Origin of the sequence: Streptomyces sp. NPDC051218, from assembly GCF_044455475.1 — a bacterium.
Classification (GTDB): domain Bacteria; phylum Actinomycetota; class Actinomycetes; order Streptomycetales; family Streptomycetaceae; genus Streptomyces.
On the sequence record NZ_JBITEU010000001.1, the window covers coordinates 1,019,394 to 1,039,020 of the forward strand.

A 19,627-nucleotide genomic window follows, 5' to 3' on the forward strand; every position below is an offset into this window, starting at 1 on the left:
CGGACATACGGAGGAAGTCCCTGTCACCTCCTTGGCCGCGAACAGCCGTGCTCATGCGCTCGGTCGTTCACGCCTCGTCGCGCTCCCGACTGCCCCCTACGACAGGACGGTCACGGGTCGCATCTCCCCGCCGGGTCCGACCGATTCAGGCCGGGGCGGGAACGGGCATGGTGACGAATACCCACGCCGAGCGTGCGCGATTGCGCACGTTGACCCCGGCGACGTGGTCGGCGGGCCCAGCGAGGCCGCACCGACGGCAATGGAAGTGTTCCCGAGTGGGCCGGTTGGCCCGATCGGTGTGCCTGCAGCGCGGACAGCACTGCGAGGTATAAGCCGCATCCACCTCTAGGAACGGCACTCCAGCCCGGCGGGCCTTGTACTGAAGGTGCCGTCCGAGTTGATGGAACGGCCAGGAGCAGAGCATGCCCCGCTGGTCGCGGCGAAGCCGTACCCGGTCGCGGATCCCGTCCAACTCCTCGACGGCGACGCCGCGTCCGGTGCGTTGCGCGACGGACACGATCTCCTTGCTGATCTTGTGGTTCACATGGGTGGCATGCCGGTGTTCCTTCCGTGCGCGCCGGGCGGCACGGCGCCTGGCGGACCGGGTCTTCCTGGCCTGGAGCTCGGCACGCTTGCGGGAGTGCCAGCGGCGGTAGCGGGACAGCCGGCGGCCGTTGTGATTGCCGCCGTCGCTAGTGGTCGCGAGGTTCACGATGCCGCGGTCCACCCCGACCCAGTCGACCGGCTCGTACACCTCCGGCTCAGGCACCTCACAGGTGGCAACCAAGAACCATGCCCTGCCCCGCTGGACGAGGTCGGACTCGCCCTTGCGGTGATCGGCCAGGGTCTTCAGCTGCCCGGCGGCACCGGTATAGCAAAGGCCTTTCATCCGACCGGCCACGGTCCAGATCGACACCGTGCGAGCATCGGTCTGCCAGGACAGGCACCGGTCGTCGAACGGCTGTGCCGCCTGCGGCCGGAAGGCAACAGGTCTGCCCGTCGCCGCGCGGAAGCGCTTGCACATGGGAGGGCCCAGTATTCCGGCCTTCGCTTGCGCGGCCAGCGCCGCATAGGAGTCCACGACCTTCTTGACCACTCGCACGGCGGGCTGGGCCGACAACCCGAACTCCGCTTTGATCTCCGCGTAGACGAGCTTCTGCAGCCCGTTTCGGTCCCGCGTACCCGACTCGAACGCGACCCGGGCGACGTGACCGGCCGCCCGATTGCAGGCGCGCAGCGTCGCTTGCAGTGCCGCCGCCTGTGCCGGCGACGGCAGCAGCTTCACCTGCACCACCAGCTCCATGGCCCCGACCGTAGGGGCCGCTCCGCACACAGAAGCGGACTTCGCACACACTCACCCGAACATGCGACCCCAACGCACACGTGTGCGTTTTTGTCCGCCTTCGCCCCCCCCCCGCCCGTTGTGACTTTGCTCGCATGGCGGTCACGAGGGACCGGCCAAAGCCCGAGGAAGCTCCCGCTCCCGGGACAGCGGCGGCAAAGACTAAGGATTGGACAAGCCTGACCTGGAGAGACGCATGATGGCTGCATCAGCAGCTCATGTACGTACGGAGGAGCCCCCGTGAAGGTCGGAATCGTCGGAGCCACCGGTCAGGTCGGCACGGTCATGCGCAAGATCCTTGTCGAGCGGGACTTCCCGGTGGACGAGCTGCGCCTGTTCGCATCGGCCCGCTCGGCCGGCTCGCAGCTCGACGGTGTGACGGTCGAGGACGCCTCCACGGCCGACTACAGCGGCCTCGACATCGTCCTGTTCTCGGCGGGCGGCGCCACCTCGAAGGCGCTGGCCGAGAAGGTCGCGTCGCAGGGCCCCGTCGTGATCGACAACTCCTCCGCCTGGCGGATGGACCCCGAGGTCCCCCTCGTCGTCTCCGAGGTCAACCCGCACGCGATCGCGAACCGCCCCAAGGGCATCATCGCCAACCCGAACTGCACGACGATGGCCGCGATGCCGGTCCTGAAGCCGCTGCACAAGGAGGCCGGGCTCGCCGCGCTCGTCGTGGCGACGTACCAGGCCGTGTCCGGCTCCGGCCTCGCCGGTGTCGACGAGCTGTTCGACCAGGTCAAGAAGGTCGGCGACGACGCGCCGAAGCTGACGCACGACGGCTCGGCCACGGAGTTCCCCGCGCCGAACAAGTACGTCGCGCCGATCGCGTACAACGTCCTGCCGCTCGCGGGCTCCATCGTCGACGACGGTCTGAACGAGACCGACGAGGAGCAGAAGCTCCGCAACGAATCCCGCAAGATCCTGGAGATCCCGGCCCTCAAGGTCTCCGGCACCTGCGTCCGCGTGCCGGTCTTCACCGGTCACTCGCTCCAGGTCAACGCCCGCTTCGAGCGTCCGCTGAGCGCCGAGCGCGCCACCGAGATCCTCGCGGAGGCCGAGGGCGTCGTCCTCACCGACGTCCCGACCCCGCTGGTCGCCGCGGGCAAGGACGACTCCTTCGTGGGCCGCATCCGTAACGACGAGACGGTGGAGAACGGCCTGGCCTTCTTCATCTCCGACGACAACCTCCGCAAGGGCGCCGCGCTGAACGCGGTGCAGATCGCGGAGCTGGTGGCGGCCGAGCTCAAGGGCTGAGGCCTTCGCCCTGCGTACGCCGAAGGGGGCGGGCGCCGACTAGATGTCGGTGTCCGCCCCCTTCGCGTACGCCACGACGAGCAGGGCGAGGCCCGCGAGTCCGCCCCCGAGCCACAGCACGCCCGTGGTCCCGAGGCCGTCCGCGACCAGGCCGCCGGTCAGCGCGCCCAGGGCGATCGCCGCGTTGAACACCCCGGCGAAGAGCGCGGAGGCCGCCTCGCGGGCGCGGGGCGCGGCGGCCAGGACCCAGTGCTGGGTGGAGACGGAGACCCCGCCGTAGGCGAGGCCCCACGCCACGAGGAGCGCCACCGACACGAGGAGCGAGCCGCCCGCGGGCCCGAGCAGCAGGACGACGGCGGCAAGCCCGGCCGAGATGGCGAGCAGCGCCCGGCGCGGTTCGCGGGCCGCGAGCGCGCCGCCCGCGAAGTTGCCGACGATGCCCGCGATCCCGTACGCGAGGAGCAGCCCGCTGAGGAGCCCGGCGCCCAGGTCGGGCACCCGCTCCAGGACGGGGCGTACGTAGGTGTAGGCGGCGAAGTGCCCGGTCACCAGAAGCAGCACCACCAGGAGTCCGGCCCGCAGCCGCGCGTTCCGCAGCAGCCCGGGGAACGCGGCGAGCCGTACGGCCGCCGTCGCGGGCAGCGGCGGCAGCGCCGCCGTGAGCAGCCCCGCGACGGCCAGCGCGAACGCCCCCATCACGGCGAACGCCCAGCGCCAGCCCGCGAGTTCACCGAGGAACGTACCGGCGGGGACACCGAGCACGGACGCCACCGCGATCCCGCTGAAGATCACCGTGGTGGCCCGCCCTGCTGCCTCCTCCCGCACGAGCCGTACGCCGAGCCCGGCCGCCGTCGCCCACACGCCCCCGATGCAGACGCCCACCAGGACCCGCGCGGCGAGCAGCACGCCGAAGGCGGGCGCCAGCGCGGAGAGGAGATTGGCGGCGGCGAGCAGGACCATCAGGACACACAGCACCGTGCGCCGGTCGGCCCGCCGCACGGCGACCGGAAGCAGCAGGGCGGCGAGCGCCGCGACCACGCCGGGCAGCGTGACGGTCAGGCCCGCGGTCCCGTCGGACACGCCGAGCCCGGAGGAGAGCGAGGTGAGGAGGCCGACCGGCAGCATTTCCGTGGTGACGACGGAGAAGGTGGTGGCGGCGACGGTGAGGACGGAGAGGGGCAGGGAGCGCTGCGGCAGCACGGGTCCGGGGCGTGTGGTCGAGGTGGCTTTCATGCGGTCAAGCCTTCGCCGGGAGCCCTGCGGGGAACAACGGCGAAGATCTCATCCTTGAATGAGCGAGGCTCATGGATGAGGGGGTTGCCGGTGCTGGAGATACGGGAGCTGGAGTGCTTCATCGCGCTCGCCGACGAGCTGCACTTCGGCCGTGCGGGCGAGCGGCTCTACGTGTCGCAGAGCCGCGTCAGCCAGTTGCTGCGCGACCTGGAGCGGCGGATCGGTACGCGGCTGGTGGAGCGGTCGAGCCGGCGGGTGCGGCTGACTCCGGCGGGCGAGCGGTTTCTGGCCGAAATGCGCCCGGCCTACGAGACGTTGAGCGCCACGGTGGAAACGGCCCGGGAGTCGGCGCGAGGGGTCACCGGACGGCTGCGGATCGGCTTCCAGGGGACGGCGGACGCCCGGCTGATGGGGGCGATCACCGGCTTCCAGGAGGCGCATCCGGGCTGCGTGACGGAGATCGTCGAGGTGCCCTTCTCGGATCCCTTCGGGGCGGTGCGGCACGGGGACGTGGACACGGCGATCGTGCTGCTGCCCGTCGAGGAACCGGACCTGGTGCTCGGCCCGCTCTTCTCCCGCCAGCAGCAGACGGTCGCGGTATCGGTACGCCATCCCTTCGCGGGCCGCGCCTCGCTGCGGGCCGCCGAGCTGAACGGGACCCCGCTGATCTCGGCGACGGCGCCGGCTCCCGCGTACTGGCGTGCGGCGCAGGCTCCCTCCTGCGTCGCCGCGCCGGAGGTGCGCACCCTCCAGGAGGGCCTGACGCTGGTCGCGGCCGGACGCGGGGCGATGCTGCTGTGCCGCCCCACGGCGGAGTACCACGGGCGGCGCGACGTCACGTTCGTGCCGGTGGAGGGGGTGCCGGACTCGGTGCTCGGGATGGTGTGGCGACGGGACGCGGAGACGGAGCGGGTACGGGCGTTCGCACGGGCGGTGGGAGCGACCGGCTAGGGGCGCCGGACAGGGGGCCGGACAGGGGCGCCGGACAGGGGCCGCTACCAACTGCCCCGCATCCGCCGATACCCCTCCCCCAGCCCCGCCAGCTCCTCCCCCGTCAGGACGTCCTCCACCCGCACGAACCCCTCCGGAGCCCGTTCGGCCACCGTCCGGAGGATCTCGTCCACCGGCATCGCGCGGTTGGCCAGGGCCACGGCGTTGGCGGGGCCCCGCCGTTCCGCCTCGTAGGCCCGCAGGCCGCTCACCCGGTCCGTCCCGGCGAGGGCCACGCACCGCGCCAGGACCCGCGCGTCGAGCACCGCCTCCGAGCCGCCGCTCGACCCGACGGGGTACATCGGATGAGCCGCGTCGCCCAGCAGGGTCACGGGGCCGCGCCCCCAGTACGGCAGCGGGTCCCGGTCCACCATCGGGTACTCCAGGATCCGCCCCGTCGACCCGGTCGCCGCGAGGAGCGCGGGCACGTCCAGGTCCCCGATCCGCCACCCGGAGAAGTGCGGCAGGACGTCGGAGAGGCGTCCCGAACGGTTCCAGTCCACCGGTCCGGGCGACCCGTGGTGATGGACCGGATACCGCACCTCCGCCACCCAGTTGAGCAGTGCACGCCCCCGCATCTCCGCCTCCCGCGAGATCGGGTAGACGACGAGCTTCGCGGCCGCGTTGCTGCCCGCGAACGCCATGCTCCGGCCGCCGAGCACCGGGTGCCACTCGGTGACGCCACGCCACATCCGGATGCCGTTCCACAGCGGCGGCCCCTCCCCGGGGTGCAGCCGGGCCCTGACCGCCGAGTAGAGGCCGTCGGCCCCGATCAGGGCGCGCACCGGCACCGCGAACTCCCGTCCGCGCCGTACGTCCCGCAGGGTCACCCGCAGCGCCCCGGACCCCTCGGGCTCGGCGTACCGCACGAACGCCGTACCGGTCTGGACGGCGTTCTCGCCGATGCGGTCACGGACGGCGGCGAGGAGGATCAGGTGCAGGGCGCCGCGGTGCAGGGAGTACTGCGGCCAGTGGTGACCGCGGGCGAGACCGAGCGGTTCGCCCCAGATGTGGTTGCCGTGCCGGTCGAAGTGGATCGTCTCGGCGGTCGGCACGGCCGTGGCGGCCAGTTCGGCGCCGAGGCCGAGCTCCGTCAACTCCCTTACCGCGTGCGGCAGGAGGTTGATGCCGACCCCGACGGGCCGCAACGCGTCCACCGCGTCGATGACCCGCACCCCGATGCCCGCCGCGTGCAGACTGAGCGCCGTGGTGAGCCCGCCGATCCCCGCTCCGGCGACAAGTACGTCGATCACGGGGCGCACCTCGCGCCGGGCGATCCCGGTAAGCGCGTTGATCGCGGTAGGCGCGGTAATCGACGTAATCGATGTGGTGGTCTCGGTCCCATGAACGCTTCCCCCGGGGCGTTGGTCGACGCGCGGATGGTAGCGGCACGGCAGCCCGCGAACAATGCCGCGCGGCGGCCCATGGACCATGCCCGGACACGTGCGCGGACCCACGTGGAAGGATGGCCGGAAACGCCACAAGTCGTACCTGACGTACCTGAGGAGATGACCGCGTGCCCGGCACCAATCTGACCCGCGAAGAGGCGCAGCAGCGGGCGAAGCTGCTCACCGTTGACTCGTACGAGATCGATCTCGACCTCTCCGGCGCGCAAGAGGGCGGCACCTACCGGTCGGTGACGACCGTGCGCTTCGACTCCGCGGAGGCGGGCGCCGAGACGTTCATCGACCTGGTGGCCCCCGCGGTCCACGAGGTCGTCCTGAACGGCCACCCGCTGGAGGTGGGCGCCGTCTTCCGTGACTCGCGCATCGCGCTGAGGCACCTGGAGGCGGGCCCGAACGAGCTGCGGGTGGTCGCCGACTGCGACTACACCAACACGGGCGAGGGCCTGCACCGTTTCGTCGACCCCGTCGACGAACAGGCCTACCTCTACACGCAGTTCGAGGTCCCGGACGCACGCCGCGTCTTCGCCTCCTTCGAGCAGCCCGATCTCAAGGCGACGTTCCAGTTCACCGTGAAGGCGCCGTCCGGCTGGACGGTCATCTCGAATGCGCCGACCCCCGAGCCCAGCGGTGACGTCTGGGTCTTCGAGCCCACGCCGCGCATGTCGACGTACATCACGGCGCTCATCGTCGGTCCGTATCACTCGGTCCACAGTTCGTACGAGGGTCCTAACGGCCAGTCGGTTCCGCTCGGCATCTACTGCCGTCCCTCGCTGGCCGAGTTCCTCGACTCCGACGCGATCTTCGAGGTCACGCGGCAGGGCTTCGACTGGTTCCAGGAGAAGTTCGACTACGCGTACCCCTTCGCCAAGTACGACCAGCTCTTCGTGCCGGAGTTCAACGCGGGCGCAATGGAGAACGCGGGTGCGGTGACCATCCGCGACCAGTACGTGTTCCGTTCGAAGGTGACGGACGCGGCGTACGAGACGCGCGCGGAGACCATCCTCCACGAGCTGGCCCACATGTGGTTCGGCGACCTGGTGACGATGGAGTGGTGGAACGACCTCTGGCTGAACGAGTCGTTCGCCACGTACACGTCCATCGCCTGCCAGGCGTACGCGGAGAACTCGCGCTGGCCGCACTCGTGGACGACGTTCGCCAACTCCATGAAGACGTGGGCGTACCGCCAGGACCAGCTGCCGTCGACGCACCCGATCATGGCCGACATCCGCGACCTCGACGACGTCCTGGTCAACTTCGACGGCATCACGTACGCGAAGGGCGCGAGCGTCCTGAAGCAGCTGGTGGCGTATGTCGGGAATGACGAGTTCTTCCGGGGCGTGCAGGCGTACTTCAAGGCGCACGCGTTCGGCAACACGCGCCTGTCCGATCTGCTCGGCGCCCTTGAGGAGACCAGCGGGCGCGACCTGAAGACCTGGTCGAAGAAGTGGCTGGAGACGGCGGGCATCAACGTCCTGCGTCCGGTGGTGGACGTCGACACGTCCGGCAGGATCACGTCGTTCGCGGTGAAGCAGGAGGCTCCGGCGCTCCCCGCGGGCGCGAAGGGCGAGCCCACTCTCCGCCCCCACCGGATCGCGATCGGCCTGTACGACCTCGACGCCGAGAGCGGCAAGCTGCTGCGCACGGACCGCGTCGAGCTGGACGTGGACGGTGAACTGACGGCGGTGGACGGGCTGTTGGGCCGCACGCGCCCAGCGGTGATCCTCCTGAACGACGACGACCTCTCGTACGCGAAGGTCCGCATGGACGCGGAGTCGCTCGCGTTCGTGACGGAGCACATCGGTGACTTCGAGGCGTCGCTGCCGCGGGCGCTTTCGTGGGCGTCGGCGTGGGACATGACGCGGGACGCGGAGCTTCCCACCCGGGAGTACCTCTCCCTGGTCCTGTCCGGCATCGGCAAGGAGTCGGACATCGGGGTCGTGCAGTCCCTGCACCGTCAGGTGAAGCTGGCCCTTGAGCTGTACGCGGCGCCGTCCGGGCGTGACGAGGCGCTGGCCCGCTGGACCGAGGCGACGCTCTCGCACCTGCGGGCGGCGGCGCCGGGCAGTGACCATCAGCTGGCGTGGGCGCGGGCGTTCGCCGCGACGGCGCGTACGGATGGGCAGCTGACGCTCATCGAGGAGCTGATCTCGGGCAAGCAGGCCATCGAGGGCCTGGCGGTGGACACGGAGCTGCGCTGGGCCTTCGTGCACCGGCTCGCGGCGACGGGCCGTCTCGACGAGGCGGGGATCACGGCGGAGCTCGACCGTGACAAGACGGCCGCGGGCGAGCGGCACGCGGCCTCGGCGCGGGCGGCGCGGCCCACGCCGGAGGCGAAGGCGGAGGCGTGGGCCTCCGTGGTGGAGTCCGACAAGCTCCCGAACGCGATCCAGGAGGCCGTGATCGGCGGCTTCGTCCAGACGGAGCAACGCGAACTCCTCGCCCCGTACGCGGAGAAGTTCTTCGCGGCGGTCAAGGGTGCGTGGGACTCTCGCTCGCACGAGATGGCGCAGCAGATCGCGGTGGGCCTGTACCCGTCGCTCCAGATCTCCCAGGCCACCCTGGACGCCACGGACGCGTGGCTCTCCACGGCGACCCCGCCACCGGCCCTCCACCGCCTGGTCACGGAGTCCAGGGCGGGGGTGGAGCGGGCCCTGCGGGCGCAGTCAGCAGACGCCTGACCCTCGACCCCGGGGGTGCCGACCCCCGGGGTCTCCCCGGCCCCGACAGGTCTGCCCCCCGCCCGAGCGGGAAGGTCGGTGTCGGCCCGCAGGCAAAAGACCCGGCCACCCGCCGCTACCGGGCCACCCCCCGGAGCGCCGACAAGACCCTGCTGACCCCCGCCCCCCCAGCCGCCCCCCGACGAACCGCTGCCACCACGTGGCGGCGAGGACGGTCGGCGGACAGGGAGCGCATCACCACACCGTCACGGCGGACCGCCGCCATCCGGGGGACGAGGGCGACCCCCATCCCCGCCTCCACCATCGCCAGGATCGCCGTCCAGCCGGAGGCGGAATGCGCCTGCTCGGGCGTGAACCCGGCCCCCTCGCACGCCGCCCGCGTGATCTCCGACCAGGGCCCGCTGCCCCCGAAGATCCACGGCTCCCCGGCCAGATCCGCGAGCCGCAGCCCCTCCACCGACGCCAGCGGATGCTCCCCCGGCAGCGCCACGTCCAGCGGGTCGGCCAGGAGCGACTCCCGGGTGAAGCGCGTGTCCGCGTCGCCCGCGGCCGGCGCCGTCACCGCCAGGGAGAGGGCCACGTCCACCTCCCCCGCAGCCAGCAACTCGTACGCCTCCGCCGCCTCCACCTCACGTACCCGCACGGAGATCCCCGGCGCCGCCGCCCGCAGCTCCCGCACGGCGGGGACCACGAGCGCGGGCACCGCCGTCGAGAAGGCGCCGACCCGCACCTCCCCCGCCTCACCTTGCGCATAGGCGGCCAACTCCGCGTCCGCAAGCTCCAGTTGGGCGAAGACCGCCTCCGCGTGCCGCAGGACGAGGTGCGCCGCGTCCGTGAGGCGCACCCGGCGCCCGTGCGCCTCAAGGAGCGGCACCCCCAGCTGCTTGGCGAGGTTGGACAGCTGCTGCGACACCGCCGACGGCGTCATCCGCAGCGTCCGAGCCGTCTCCGTGACCGTGCCCCGCTCGCTCAACGTACGCAGGATCTGCAGCTTCTTGATGTCCCACTCGCTCATGGAGTCAACGTACCGACTGGTCAGGAGAGGTGATCCCACCGGACGCGCCCCCTACTTCTTCGCGCGCGCCGCGCCGAGGACGACCCCGCCCAGGATCAGCCCCATGCACATGACCTGCAGCCACCCCATCGCCTCACCGAGCACCGCGAAGGAGAGCAGGGCGACGCAGACCGGCTGGAGGTAGTAGATGACCCCGGCGCGGGCCGCGCCGATGATCGAGATCGCCTTGTTCCAGGCGAAGAAGGCGATCGCGGATGACACGACGCCGACGTACAGGAGCGGGGAGACCGTGCCGACCGTCGGCTCGAAGCCGCCCTGGACCACGAAGCTGACCACGAACACCGGAAGCAGCATCAGCGCACCGAGCACGAACGTCGCGAAGAGGAACGGCAGTCCGCCGATCTCCGCCGGCTTGCGCTTGAGCAGCGCGCTGTACGAGCCGAAGGAGACGGCGCCCGCGATGATCCACAGGTCGCCCACGGCGAAGTCCATGGAGAGCGATCCTCCGGAGACCAGGACGAGGACGCCCGCGCAGGCGACCAGCATGCCGGTCACCCGGCGCGCCCCGAGCCTGGCCCCGCCGAGGCGCTCGTACACCGCCATCAGGACCGGCGACGCCGCCATGATCATGCCCATGTTGCCCGCGGTGGTGGTGACGCCCGCCTGGTTGACCAGGGTGTTGTAGATCGTGACGCCGAGGAGCGAGGCGATGAGCAGGAAGCGGATGTGCTTGCGCAGCAGGGCCCGCTGCCGCCAGGTCTGCCGCACGGCGAAGGGCGCCACCGCGGCGATCGCGATGATCCAGCGCCAGAAGGCGTGCTGGATGGGCGGCACGCTGTCGGCCAGGGCGCGCGAGGTGACGAAGCTGCCCGACCAGACGACCGTGGCGAGCGCCGCGAGGGCGAGACCGACGCCGATGGGGCCCGCGGCCCGCTGCACCCCCTTGTTCACCGCCGTCGCGGTGGTCGGCGTGGCCGCCGAAGCGGCTGTGTCCGCCGTAGCTGCCGTAGCTGCCGCGCGAGTGGAGGTCGTCCGGTCCAGGACAGTCACTGATATCCCTTGTCTCTCTCCCGGTTCGCCCGGGAAAACACGAACCCCGCCGAGGTGGTAACCACCCGGCGGGGATCTCTTCGCTGATCACTTGGTTGGTTGCGGGATTACCGTCGCACCCCCACACCCATCAGGTCCAGCGAATCTTTTCGACGTATTAGTGAAGCTGAGCTGAATGGTTGGCCAGTGCGGCCCGCACCTCTCCCGCGTCCGCGTCGTCCGCGGCCCACGCCACGTACCCGTCGGGACGCACCAGGACGGTCGTACGCCGGCCGCTCGCCCACTGCGCCGCGACCGCGCGCCCCGCATCGCACTCCTCGCCCTGCGGAGTGATCAGCACGAACCTGCCCTCGCGCAGGGCCTCGTACAGCCGCCCCTCCTTGAGCGCGACGTCCGGAGCGCGGCGACCGGTCAGGCGGTGGGCACCCTTCGGGGCGGGGTAGCGGTAGCCGATGCCGGTGATCCGGCCGATCGCCTTGTCCCGGACCGGGGACAAGGCGCCGATGAGGGACGCGAGCACCGCGCGGCCCGCCCGCGACCACGGCCGCTTGACCATCGCGAGCCGCACGATCCCGCCGCTGCTGCGCAGGACCGCCTTGCCGATGGGGTGCCGCTCGGACTGGTACGTGTCCAACAGGCCCTGCGGCGCACGGCCGTTGACCGCGTCCACCAGCTTCCAGCTCAGGTTCGCCGCGTCCTGCAGCCCGGTGTTCATGCCCTGTGCGCCCGCCGGGGTGTGCACATGCGCGGCGTCACCGGCGAGGAAGACGCGGCCGACCCGGTAGGCGGGCGCCTGGCGCTCGTCGCTGTGAAAGCGGGACATCCAGCGGGCGTCGTGCATGCCGTAGTCACGGCCAAGTGCGAGGCGGGTGATCTCCTTGACCTCTTCGAGGTCGAGGGGCTCGCTGTCGGGGACGTTGTGCGCGCGGTTCCAGCCGATCACGCGGTAGTACCCGTCGGCGAAGGGCGCGATGAAGGCGAAGGCGTCACCGGCGGCGTTCACCGTGAGGACCGACGCGGGCTTCTCGGCGAGCTTCACGTCCGCGAGCACGAGCGAGCGGATGGCGGACTTTCCGGGGAAGGGCAGGCCGATGGCCTTGCGGACCGGGCTGTGCAGTCCGTCCGCGCCGACGACGTACGCGGCCCGGCACTGGCTCGACTCCCCGCCCGGACCCCTGACTTCGAGAGTCACGCCGTCCGCGTCCTGGGCGAGGCCGGTGACCTCGCTCTCGTACCGGAAGTCGACCCCGGCCGCGATCGCCCGGCGCTCCAGGACCCGCTCCACCTCGTACTGCGGCAGGACCAGGAGGTGGTTGTAGCGCGAGGGCAGCTTGTCGAGGCCCACTTCGAGGCGGCCGAAGAGGCGCAGCCGGTCAAGCGTCTTACCCTTGGCCTCCAGCTCGTCGGCGAGGCCGCGCGCGTCGAGCTGTTCGAGGGTGCGGGCGTGCAGCACCAGGGCGCGCGAGAGGTTGCTGATCTCGTGCGGCCGCTTCTCCAGCAGGGTCACGGGAACGCCCGCGGCGGCCAGGTCCCCGGCGAGCAGCAGCCCGGTGGGCCCGGAGCCGACGACGATCACAGCGGGGTCGGTGCCGGTCGTGTCCTGGGTTCCGTTCATGACGGCCTCCTCGGCTTCCTTGCGCCAACAACTGTTGGTCAACGCTTGTTGGCTAACGTAGGACCGCCGTCATGGACTGTCAACAGATGTTGGCCTACGCTTGTTGGCATGACCGAAAGCGCACCCGATCCAGCGACCCGGACAACCGCCGAGGAACCCCCGGCGCCACCCCGCCGCTCCGACGCGACCCGTGGCGCGATCCTCGCCGCCGCCCGCGAGCGGTTCGCCGCCGACGGCTATGAACGGGCCACCATCCGCGCCATCGCCAAGGACGCGCGGATCGATCCGTCCATGGTGATGCGCTACTACGGCAACAAGGAAGGCCTGTTCGCCGCGGCCTGCGCCATCGACCTACGGCTTCCCGACCTCGCCGCGGTGCCACGCGAGGGCGTCGGGCGCGCCCTGGTGGCCCACTTCCTGGACGTCTGGGAGACGGACGAGGTGCTGACGGCGATGCTCCGGGTCGGCATCACGAACACGGCGGGCGCCGAGCGCATGCAGGGCATCTTCCGGGACCAGCTCCTGCCGGTCGCGCGCCGCGTCTGCCCCGATCCCGCCGACGCGCCGACGCGGGCCGGGCTCTGCGCCTCGCAGATCCTCGGCATGGCGCTGACCCGCTACGTGCTGCGGTTCCCGCCCGCGGTCGCCCTGTCCGGCGAGGAGATGGCGGACTGGCTGGGGCCGACGGTGCAGCGGTATCTCACGGCCGAGCGGCCATGACACACGTAGGGGCTCTTTGTCGACGTACGCAAAGCATGCGTCGACAAAGAGCCCCTACGGAGAGCTCAGGAAACGAAGTGGCGTCAGCCCTTCTTCACCGGCTTGCGGGACTTGTCACCGACCATGACGAGGCCCGCGATCACCAGGAACAGCACGATGGGCGCCACGACATAGAGGCCGAGCGTGTCGATCACGCTCAGGCCGGGACCCGGGTCGTCACCGTCGTCGCGCGTGAGCGCGAGCGCGGGGGACGACATGAGCAGCATCATCAGCGTCGTACCGGAAGCCAGGGCGCCGGCGCGCAGGGCGTTCTTCTTGTCCACGGTGCCAACGTAGCGAACTGTTAAACGGGCCGCGCGCCCGGGGGTGCCGTACGGGTCCTTTCGCGTGGACGGAAAACATCCATGCGTGTACGGAACACATCCATGAACGCGTGGAGCCGCGGGGAGGCGGCGAGTTCCTCCAGGGTGACGGGGCGTCCGGCGGCGTCGGCGATCGGCAGCCGCCAGTTCGGATACTGGTCCCAGGTGCCGGGGAGGTTCTGCGGGCGGCGGTCGCCGACCGCGTCCGGCAGCCATACGCCGATCATGCGGGCCGGTGTGGCGAGCAGGAAGCGGTGGACGGCGCGGATCTCCTCCTGCTCGTGTCCGCCGCCGCCGGGCAGCATCCCGAGGCGCGAGAGCAGCGCGAGCCACTCCGACACGTCCGCCGCCGCCTCGGCCTGCTCGATGGCCACGGGGCGGGTCAACAGACCGAGCCGGTCGCGGAGTTGGACGTGCTCACCGGTGATGCGGGCCGCCGTGGACGGCAGGTCGTGGGTGGTGGCGGTGGCCAGGCAGTCCGCCCGCCAGCTCTCGGGGGGCAGCGGCCGCCCCGTGCCGGCCCAGTCCCGCTCGAACCAGAGCACGGAGGTGCCGAGCACGCCGCGTCGCTGCAGGGTCTCGCGGACGCCGGGTTCGACGGTGCCGAGGTCCTCGCCGATGACGAGGGCGCCCGCGCGGTGTGCCTCCAGGGCGAGGACGGCGAGCATCGCCTCCGCGTCGTATTGGACATACGTTCCCTCGGTGGGCGCGCGGCCCTCCGGGACCCACCAGAGCCGGAAGAGCCCCATGACGTGGTCGATGCGGATCGCGCCCGCGTGCCGGAGCAGGGCGCGCAGCAAGGCGCGGTACGGGGCGTATCCGGACTCGGCGAGGCGGTCCGGGCGCCAGGGCGGCAGGCCCCAGTCCTGGCCGAGCGCGTTGAACGCGTCGGGCGGGGCGCCGGTCGACGTGCCCGCGGCGAAGTGCCGCCGCTGCGCCCACGCGTCGGCGCCGGACGGGTGCACCCCGACCGCGAGGTCGTGCACGAGGCCGATGTCCATGCCCGCGTCCCGCGCGGCACGCTGCGCGGCGGCGAGCTGGGCGTCGGTGAGCCAGGCGAGCCGGCAGTGGAAGTCCACGCGGTCCATCAACGCGCGGCGGGCGCGCGCGGATTCGGGGGACGCGGGGTCGCGCAGCGGGGCCGGCCAGGCGTGCCAGTCGGGGCCGTGTCGCTCGGCGAGCGCACACCAGGTGGCGTGGTCCTCCAGGTCCTCACCGTGCTCGGCGAGGAAGTCGTTGTAGGCGGCGCGCCGTCCGGGGCCGAGCGGGACCTCGCGGATCAGCTCCAGGGCCCGGACCTTGAGGGCCCAGACGGCGTCGCGGTCGATCAACTGGCCCTGCTGGAGCACGGATTCGCGCAGTGCGGCGGCCTGGCGTGTGAGGTTGGCGGCCAGTTCGCGGGCCTCGCCGTCCAGGTGGGCGTACTCGGGGATGTCCTCGACGCGGAGGTGGACCGGGTCGGGGAAGCGGCGCGAGGACGGGCGGTACGGGGAGGGGTCGGACGGCCCGTCCGACGGCTTCGGCACAGCCGCATGCAAGGGGTTGACCTGCACGAACCCCGCCCGCAGGGACCGCCCGGACCACGCAGCGAGCTCGGCGAGGTCACCGAGGTCGCCCATGCCCCAGGAGCGGCGGGAGAGGAGGGAGTAGAGCTGGACGAGAATTCCGTACGTCTTCTCGCGCGAGGGCGGCAGGCGGTGCGGGGCGGTGATCAGGTGGGCGGTGGCTGTTCGGTTGTCCGGGGTCGTGGCTCGGAGCGTGTGGACGCCCAGTGGCAGGGCGGGCGCCACGCGTGGCTCGCTCTTCCCGCCGCTTCGCGGCGATGCCTCCCGCCCACCCAGCGGCGATACCTCCCGCCCAGCCACCCGATTGCCCCGCGGCGCGTCAGCGAGGTCGGAGCGGTCCGCATCCGGCAGCGGCATCTCCCACTCCAGCCGCTCCCCCTCCTCCGTCTCCACGCACACCCGCGTGCCCGGCGGCAGCCCGGCCCAGGGCGGCGGGGTCTCGGGGTCGCCGCCCTGCCACGCCACCACCGTCGGCGGCAGCAGGCGGGCGCTCAGCTCCGTCTCGCGGGCCGTGAGGGCGCGGCGCACCGCCTCGGGGGTGCTCGCGTCCACGTCGAGGGCGGCCAGGGCGGCGATCACCGCGGCGTCGCTGGCCGGAACGGTGCGGTCCGGAGACGGGGAGTAAGAAGTCGCCACGCCGTGCAGGGCGGCAAGGCGCGGAAGTCCGGTGAGGCCGGTGGGGCCGCAGGGCCCGTCGGCAGGCCCGCTGTCGGGGCCGGTCGCTCCGGGTGGGGCCACCTAGACCCCCATGTAGTCCAGGTGCGACGCGGTGCCGATGGAGGTCGGCTCGCTGGTCAGCGGGGCGGCGTCGGCGAGCGGAGGCTCGCTGGTCAGGGGTGCTGCGTCGGCCAGCGGGGGCTCGCTGGTCAGGGGCGGCTCAAGGAAGCCGCAGGAGCAGGATCCGTCGAGACCCGAGTCGGGGTCGGACACCTGTTTGGAAAGAGCGGAGAGAAGGAGGTTCGCGGAAGCAGGCACGTAAGGCTCCATTGTCAGGGGACAGGACGGGTCTTCGGCAGCAGCCCTACCCAATGCGCGGGCTCGCAGACATATCCGTTGTATGAACGTGCGCGTGCTCACATTCGTTTCCCCGAGTGGGGGTTCGGACGCAAGATCTTCCTTCTCCTTCCGCCTCCTTCCGCGCACCCTCCACCGCCCGTCCGTTCGCGGATCCGGGGGCAAGCATTCCAGCCCCCACGGCGTTCGACGGGGAACTCGCCGATCCCCCACGGAGATCTCACACGGAAGAAAACCCCCACAACACCCACGCCCGTTGACACCCCCACCACGCGAGTGGTGGGCTCAGTGACACCCTGAGACAACTGACGCACCACACGTGATCAACAGCCGTGATCGACAGCCGTGATCATCAGTACGAAGGACAACGAGGAGAGGGCCGTGCAACTGCGGCGCAGGAAGGGCGCGGCGGCCATCGCCGTCGCCGTCATCGCAGGCGCACTCGGCGGTGCCCCCGGCGCCGTCGCCGCCCCAGGCCTCCCCGGGAAACCCGGCACCCCCGCCACCTCCCCCGACGACGACCGCGAGAGCGACGGCTCCCTCCCCCCGGTCTGGCCGCGTCCCCAGTCGATGACCAAGGCCGGAGCCCCGGTCACCGTCACCGACGAGGTCGTCCTGGCCACCGGCAAGGACCCCGATCCGTACGCCATGGAAGCCCTGCGCACCCTCCTCCACGACGCGGGAGCCAGCAGGATCACCGAGGTCGCGGAGGGCGAGCAGCTCCCGGCGGCCGGCGGGAAGCTCGTCATCCGCGCCGAAGGCACCGGCGCCGAGCAGGCTCTGCGTACGCTCGGCGCCCGCGCCCGGGGTGATCTGCCGTCCGGCGGCTATCGGCTCGCGGTGGGGCGGATCGGCGGCCAGGAGACCATCGCCCTCGCGGGCGCGGGCGATGACGGCCTCTTCCACGGCGTACAGACCCTGCGCCAGCTGATCACCACAAGCACCAACGGCACCAACAGCACGACGAACTCCACCGTCCCCGGCGTCCAGATCCGTGACTGGCCCGGCACCGCGGTCCGCGGCATGACCGAGGGCTTCTACGGCACTCCGTGGACCCGCGAACAGCGCCTGGACCAGCTGGACTTCATGGGCCGCACGAAGCAGAACCGCTATCTCTACGCCCCCGGCGACGACCTCTACCGCCAGGCACGCTGGCGCGAGCCCTACCCCGCGGAGCAGCGCGCCGACTTCCGCGCCCTCGCCGAGCGGGCCAGGGCCAACCACGTGACGCTCGCCTGGGCCGTCGCACCGGGCCAGGCCATGTGCATGTCGTCCGACAAGGACGTCAAGGCCCTGAACCGCAAGATCGACGCGATGTGGGCCCTGGGCGTACGCGCGTTCCAGCTGCAGTTCCAGGACGTCAGCTACAGCGAGTGGCACTGCGACGCGGACGCCGACGCCTTCGGTTCGGGACCGGAGGCCGCCGCGAAGGCCCAGTCGCGCGTCGCCAACGCCGTCTCCGCGCACCTGGCCGAGCGCCACCCCGGGGCGAAGCCGCTCTCGCTGATGCCCACGGAGTACTTCCAGAACGGCTCCACGGAGTACCGCGACGCCATCGCGGCCGAGCTCGACGAACGCGTCGAGGTGGCGTGGACCGGCGTCGGCGTGGTCCCCAAGACCATCACCGGGCGTGAACTGGCGGGCGTGCGCAAGGCGTTCGGCTCGCATCCGCTCGTGACGATGGACAACTACCCCGTCAACGACTTCGCGCAGGACCGTATCTTCCTCGGCCCCTACACCGGCCGCGAGCCCGCCGTGGCCACCGGCTCGGCGGCGCTGCTCGGCAACGCCATGGAGCAGCCGTCGGCCTCCCGCATCCCCCTCTTCACCGCCGCCGACTACGCCTGGAACCCCCGCGCCTACCGTCCGCACGAGTCCTGGCTCGCCGCGATCGACGACCTCTCGGGCGGCGACAGGAAGGCGCGGGGCGCCCTGCGGGCCCTCGCGGGCAATGACGCCTCGTCCGTGCTCGGCGCCGACGAATCGGCGTATCTGCGCCCGCTCATGGACGACTTCTGGCGCGCGCGCACGACGACGGACACCGGCCGCATCGGCAAGTCCGCACAGGCCCTGCGGGATGCCTTCACCGTCATGAAGGAGGCGCCGCGGCGGCTCGCCGACACCGACCTCGACACCGAAGTACGGCCCTGGGTGGAGCAGTTGGCGCGCTATGGGGAGGCCGGCGAGACCGCGGTCGACATGCTGCGCGCGCAGAGCGCCGGGGACGGCGCAGCCGCCTGGCGCGCCTCACGCACCCTGGCCGGGCTCCAGAAGGACCTGAGGGCGGCCCGGGTGACCGTCGGCAAGGGCGTCCTCGCCCCGTTCCTGACGCGGTCGCAGAAGGCGTACGAGACGTGGGCGGGGCTCGACAGCGAGCAGGCGTCGGACCGCGCGACGGTGCGCGTCCCCCGCGCCCGCCCCCTCACGGCGGTGACGGCCCTCACCGACCCCGGCACCAAGGGCAGCGTCGAGGCCCACGTCCCGGGCCAGGGCTGGCGCCGCATCGGGGCCCTGTCCGGCTCGGGCTTCACGGAGGCCAAGCCCAAGGACACCGAAGCCCCCCGCGCCGACGCCGTGCGCGTCACGGTCACCGAGGGCACGGTCCGCCACGTCGTCCCCTGGTACGCCGACTCCCCCGCCGCCCGCTTCTCGCTGGCCCGCGCCGAGGCCGACGCGGAGATCGGCGGCGGCCCGCAGCGGGTCACGGCGAAACTGACGTCCCTGCGCCCCGGTGCGGTGCGGGGCAAGGTCACCGCGAAAGCCCCCAAGGGCATCGAGGTGCGCACCCCGGAGAACTCGACGCTGCCGCGCGGCACGCGGGTGGACGTCCCGGTCGACGTGAGCGTCCCGGCCGGCACGCGCGCCGGAACGTACGAGATCCCGGTCACCTTCGACGGCCAGACCCGCACCCTCTCGATCCGCGCCTACCCGCGCACGGCGGGACCCGACCTGGCGCGCGGCGCGAAGGCGTCGTCATCGGGCGACGAGACGAAGGACTTCCCCGCGTCCGGCGCGAACGACGGCGACCCGGAGACCCGCTGGTCGTCGCCGGCCGAGGACGGCGCCTGGTGGCAGCTGGAGCTCGCGAAGCCGGTCAGGCTCGGCCAGGTCGTCCTGCGCTGGCAGGACGCGTACGCGGCGGGCTACCGCGTGCAGACCTCCGCCGACGGCAGGACCTGGCGCACGGCGGCCACCGTGAAGGACGGCAAGGGCGGCCGCGAGGCGGTCCGCATGGACGCCCGCGACACCCGCTTCATCCGCGTCCAGGGCGACAAGCGGGCCACCCGCTTCGGCTACTCGCTCTGGTCGGTGGAGGCGTATGCCGTGGCCCCGGCCGCCGCTGACTGACGACGGCCGACAGCCACGTACAGGCCCCGTGC

14 protein-coding genes are annotated in these 19,627 nt (G+C 72.0%); 5 read left to right on the forward strand and 9 right to left on the reverse strand.

Annotated elements, in window-relative coordinates; translation table 11 throughout:
- Nucleotides 1–145: 145 nt before the first annotated feature.
- Entirely contained in the window at nucleotides 146–1,303 is a 1,158-nt protein-coding gene (locus ACIBCK_RS04650; protein WP_399386671.1) for an RNA-guided endonuclease InsQ/TnpB family protein, read from the reverse strand.
- A gap of 279 nt (nucleotides 1,304–1,582) precedes the next feature.
- Between ACIBCK_RS04650 and ACIBCK_RS04655 the strand changes: the two genes are divergently transcribed.
- Nucleotides 1,583–2,599 (forward strand): aspartate-semialdehyde dehydrogenase, encoded by a 1,017-nt coding sequence (locus ACIBCK_RS04655; protein WP_399386673.1) that lies wholly within the window; start codon nucleotides 1,583–1,585, stop codon nucleotides 2,597–2,599.
- Nucleotides 2,600–2,638: 39 nt separating this feature from the next.
- Here the strand turns inward: ACIBCK_RS04655 and ACIBCK_RS04660 are convergent, their stop codons facing one another.
- Nucleotides 2,639–3,832, reverse strand: a complete 1,194-nt coding sequence (locus tag ACIBCK_RS04660; protein ID WP_399386674.1) for an MFS transporter — start codon at nucleotides 3,830–3,832, stop codon at nucleotides 2,639–2,641.
- Nucleotides 3,833–3,907: 75 nt separating this feature from the next.
- Here ACIBCK_RS04660 and ACIBCK_RS04665 point away from each other — a divergent pair, with 75 nt between their 5' ends.
- Nucleotides 3,908–4,783, forward strand: a complete 876-nt coding sequence (locus ACIBCK_RS04665; protein ID WP_399386676.1) for a LysR family transcriptional regulator — start codon at nucleotides 3,908–3,910, stop codon at nucleotides 4,781–4,783.
- 44 nt (nucleotides 4,784–4,827) lie between these two features.
- On the opposite strand, the gene ACIBCK_RS04670 is transcribed toward ACIBCK_RS04665, so the two are convergent.
- On the reverse strand, nucleotides 4,828–6,072 hold the full coding sequence (locus ACIBCK_RS04670; RefSeq protein WP_399387245.1) for a flavin-dependent oxidoreductase: 1,245 nt from the start codon (nucleotides 6,070–6,072) through the stop codon (nucleotides 4,828–4,830).
- Between the two features lie 266 nt (nucleotides 6,073–6,338).
- Between ACIBCK_RS04670 and pepN the strand changes: the two genes are divergently transcribed.
- Complete coding sequence (pepN, locus tag ACIBCK_RS04675; RefSeq protein WP_399386677.1) at nucleotides 6,339–8,906, forward strand: aminopeptidase N; 2,568 nt, start codon at nucleotides 6,339–6,341, stop codon at nucleotides 8,904–8,906.
- A gap of 115 nt (nucleotides 8,907–9,021) precedes the next feature.
- Here the strand turns inward: pepN and ACIBCK_RS04680 are convergent, their stop codons facing one another.
- From ACIBCK_RS04680 to ACIBCK_RS04690, 3 genes are all read right to left on the reverse strand, one after another.
- Nucleotides 9,022–9,921 carry a LysR family transcriptional regulator gene (locus ACIBCK_RS04680; protein ID WP_399386679.1) on the reverse strand — a complete coding sequence of 300 codons (900 nt, stop codon included), beginning with the start codon at nucleotides 9,919–9,921 and terminating at the stop codon, nucleotides 9,022–9,024.
- 51 nt (nucleotides 9,922–9,972) lie between these two features.
- On the reverse strand, nucleotides 9,973–10,962 hold the full coding sequence (locus ACIBCK_RS04685) for a DMT family transporter (protein ID WP_399387246.1): 990 nt from the start codon (nucleotides 10,960–10,962) through the stop codon (nucleotides 9,973–9,975).
- Nucleotides 10,963–11,128: 166 nt separating this feature from the next.
- Complete coding sequence (locus ACIBCK_RS04690) at nucleotides 11,129–12,586, reverse strand: FAD-dependent monooxygenase (RefSeq protein WP_399386681.1); 1,458 nt, start codon at nucleotides 12,584–12,586, stop codon at nucleotides 11,129–11,131.
- 108 nt (nucleotides 12,587–12,694) lie between these two features.
- On the opposite strand from ACIBCK_RS04690, the gene ACIBCK_RS04695 reads away from it, so the two are divergent.
- Nucleotides 12,695–13,306 carry a TetR family transcriptional regulator gene (locus ACIBCK_RS04695; RefSeq protein ID WP_399386682.1) on the forward strand — a complete coding sequence of 204 codons (612 nt, stop codon included), beginning with the start codon at nucleotides 12,695–12,697 and terminating at the stop codon, nucleotides 13,304–13,306.
- An 83-nt stretch (nucleotides 13,307–13,389) separates the two neighbouring features.
- Here ACIBCK_RS04695 and ACIBCK_RS04700 read toward each other — a convergent pair whose 3' ends face one another.
- The 3 genes from ACIBCK_RS04700 to ACIBCK_RS04710 all read right to left on the reverse strand — a co-directional run bounded on the left by ACIBCK_RS04700 (nucleotide 13,390) and on the right by ACIBCK_RS04710 (nucleotide 16,208).
- A complete protein-coding gene (locus tag ACIBCK_RS04700) occupies nucleotides 13,390–13,629 on the reverse strand; it encodes a hypothetical protein (protein WP_363309541.1) in 240 nt (79 codons plus the stop codon).
- 20 nt (nucleotides 13,630–13,649) lie between these two features.
- A complete protein-coding gene (gene malQ / locus ACIBCK_RS04705; protein WP_399387247.1) occupies nucleotides 13,650–15,869 on the reverse strand; it encodes a 4-alpha-glucanotransferase in 2,220 nt (739 codons plus the stop codon).
- A 102-nt stretch (nucleotides 15,870–15,971) separates the two neighbouring features.
- On the reverse strand, nucleotides 15,972–16,208 hold the full coding sequence (locus tag ACIBCK_RS04710) for a hypothetical protein (RefSeq protein ID WP_367041953.1): 237 nt from the start codon (nucleotides 16,206–16,208) through the stop codon (nucleotides 15,972–15,974).
- Nucleotides 16,209–16,628: 420 nt separating this feature from the next.
- Here ACIBCK_RS04710 and ACIBCK_RS04715 point away from each other — a divergent pair, with 420 nt between their 5' ends.
- On the forward strand, nucleotides 16,629–19,595 hold the full coding sequence (locus ACIBCK_RS04715; protein WP_399387249.1) for a beta-N-acetylglucosaminidase domain-containing protein: 2,967 nt from the start codon (nucleotides 16,629–16,631) through the stop codon (nucleotides 19,593–19,595).
- The last annotated feature ends 32 nt before the right edge of the window (nucleotides 19,596–19,627 follow it).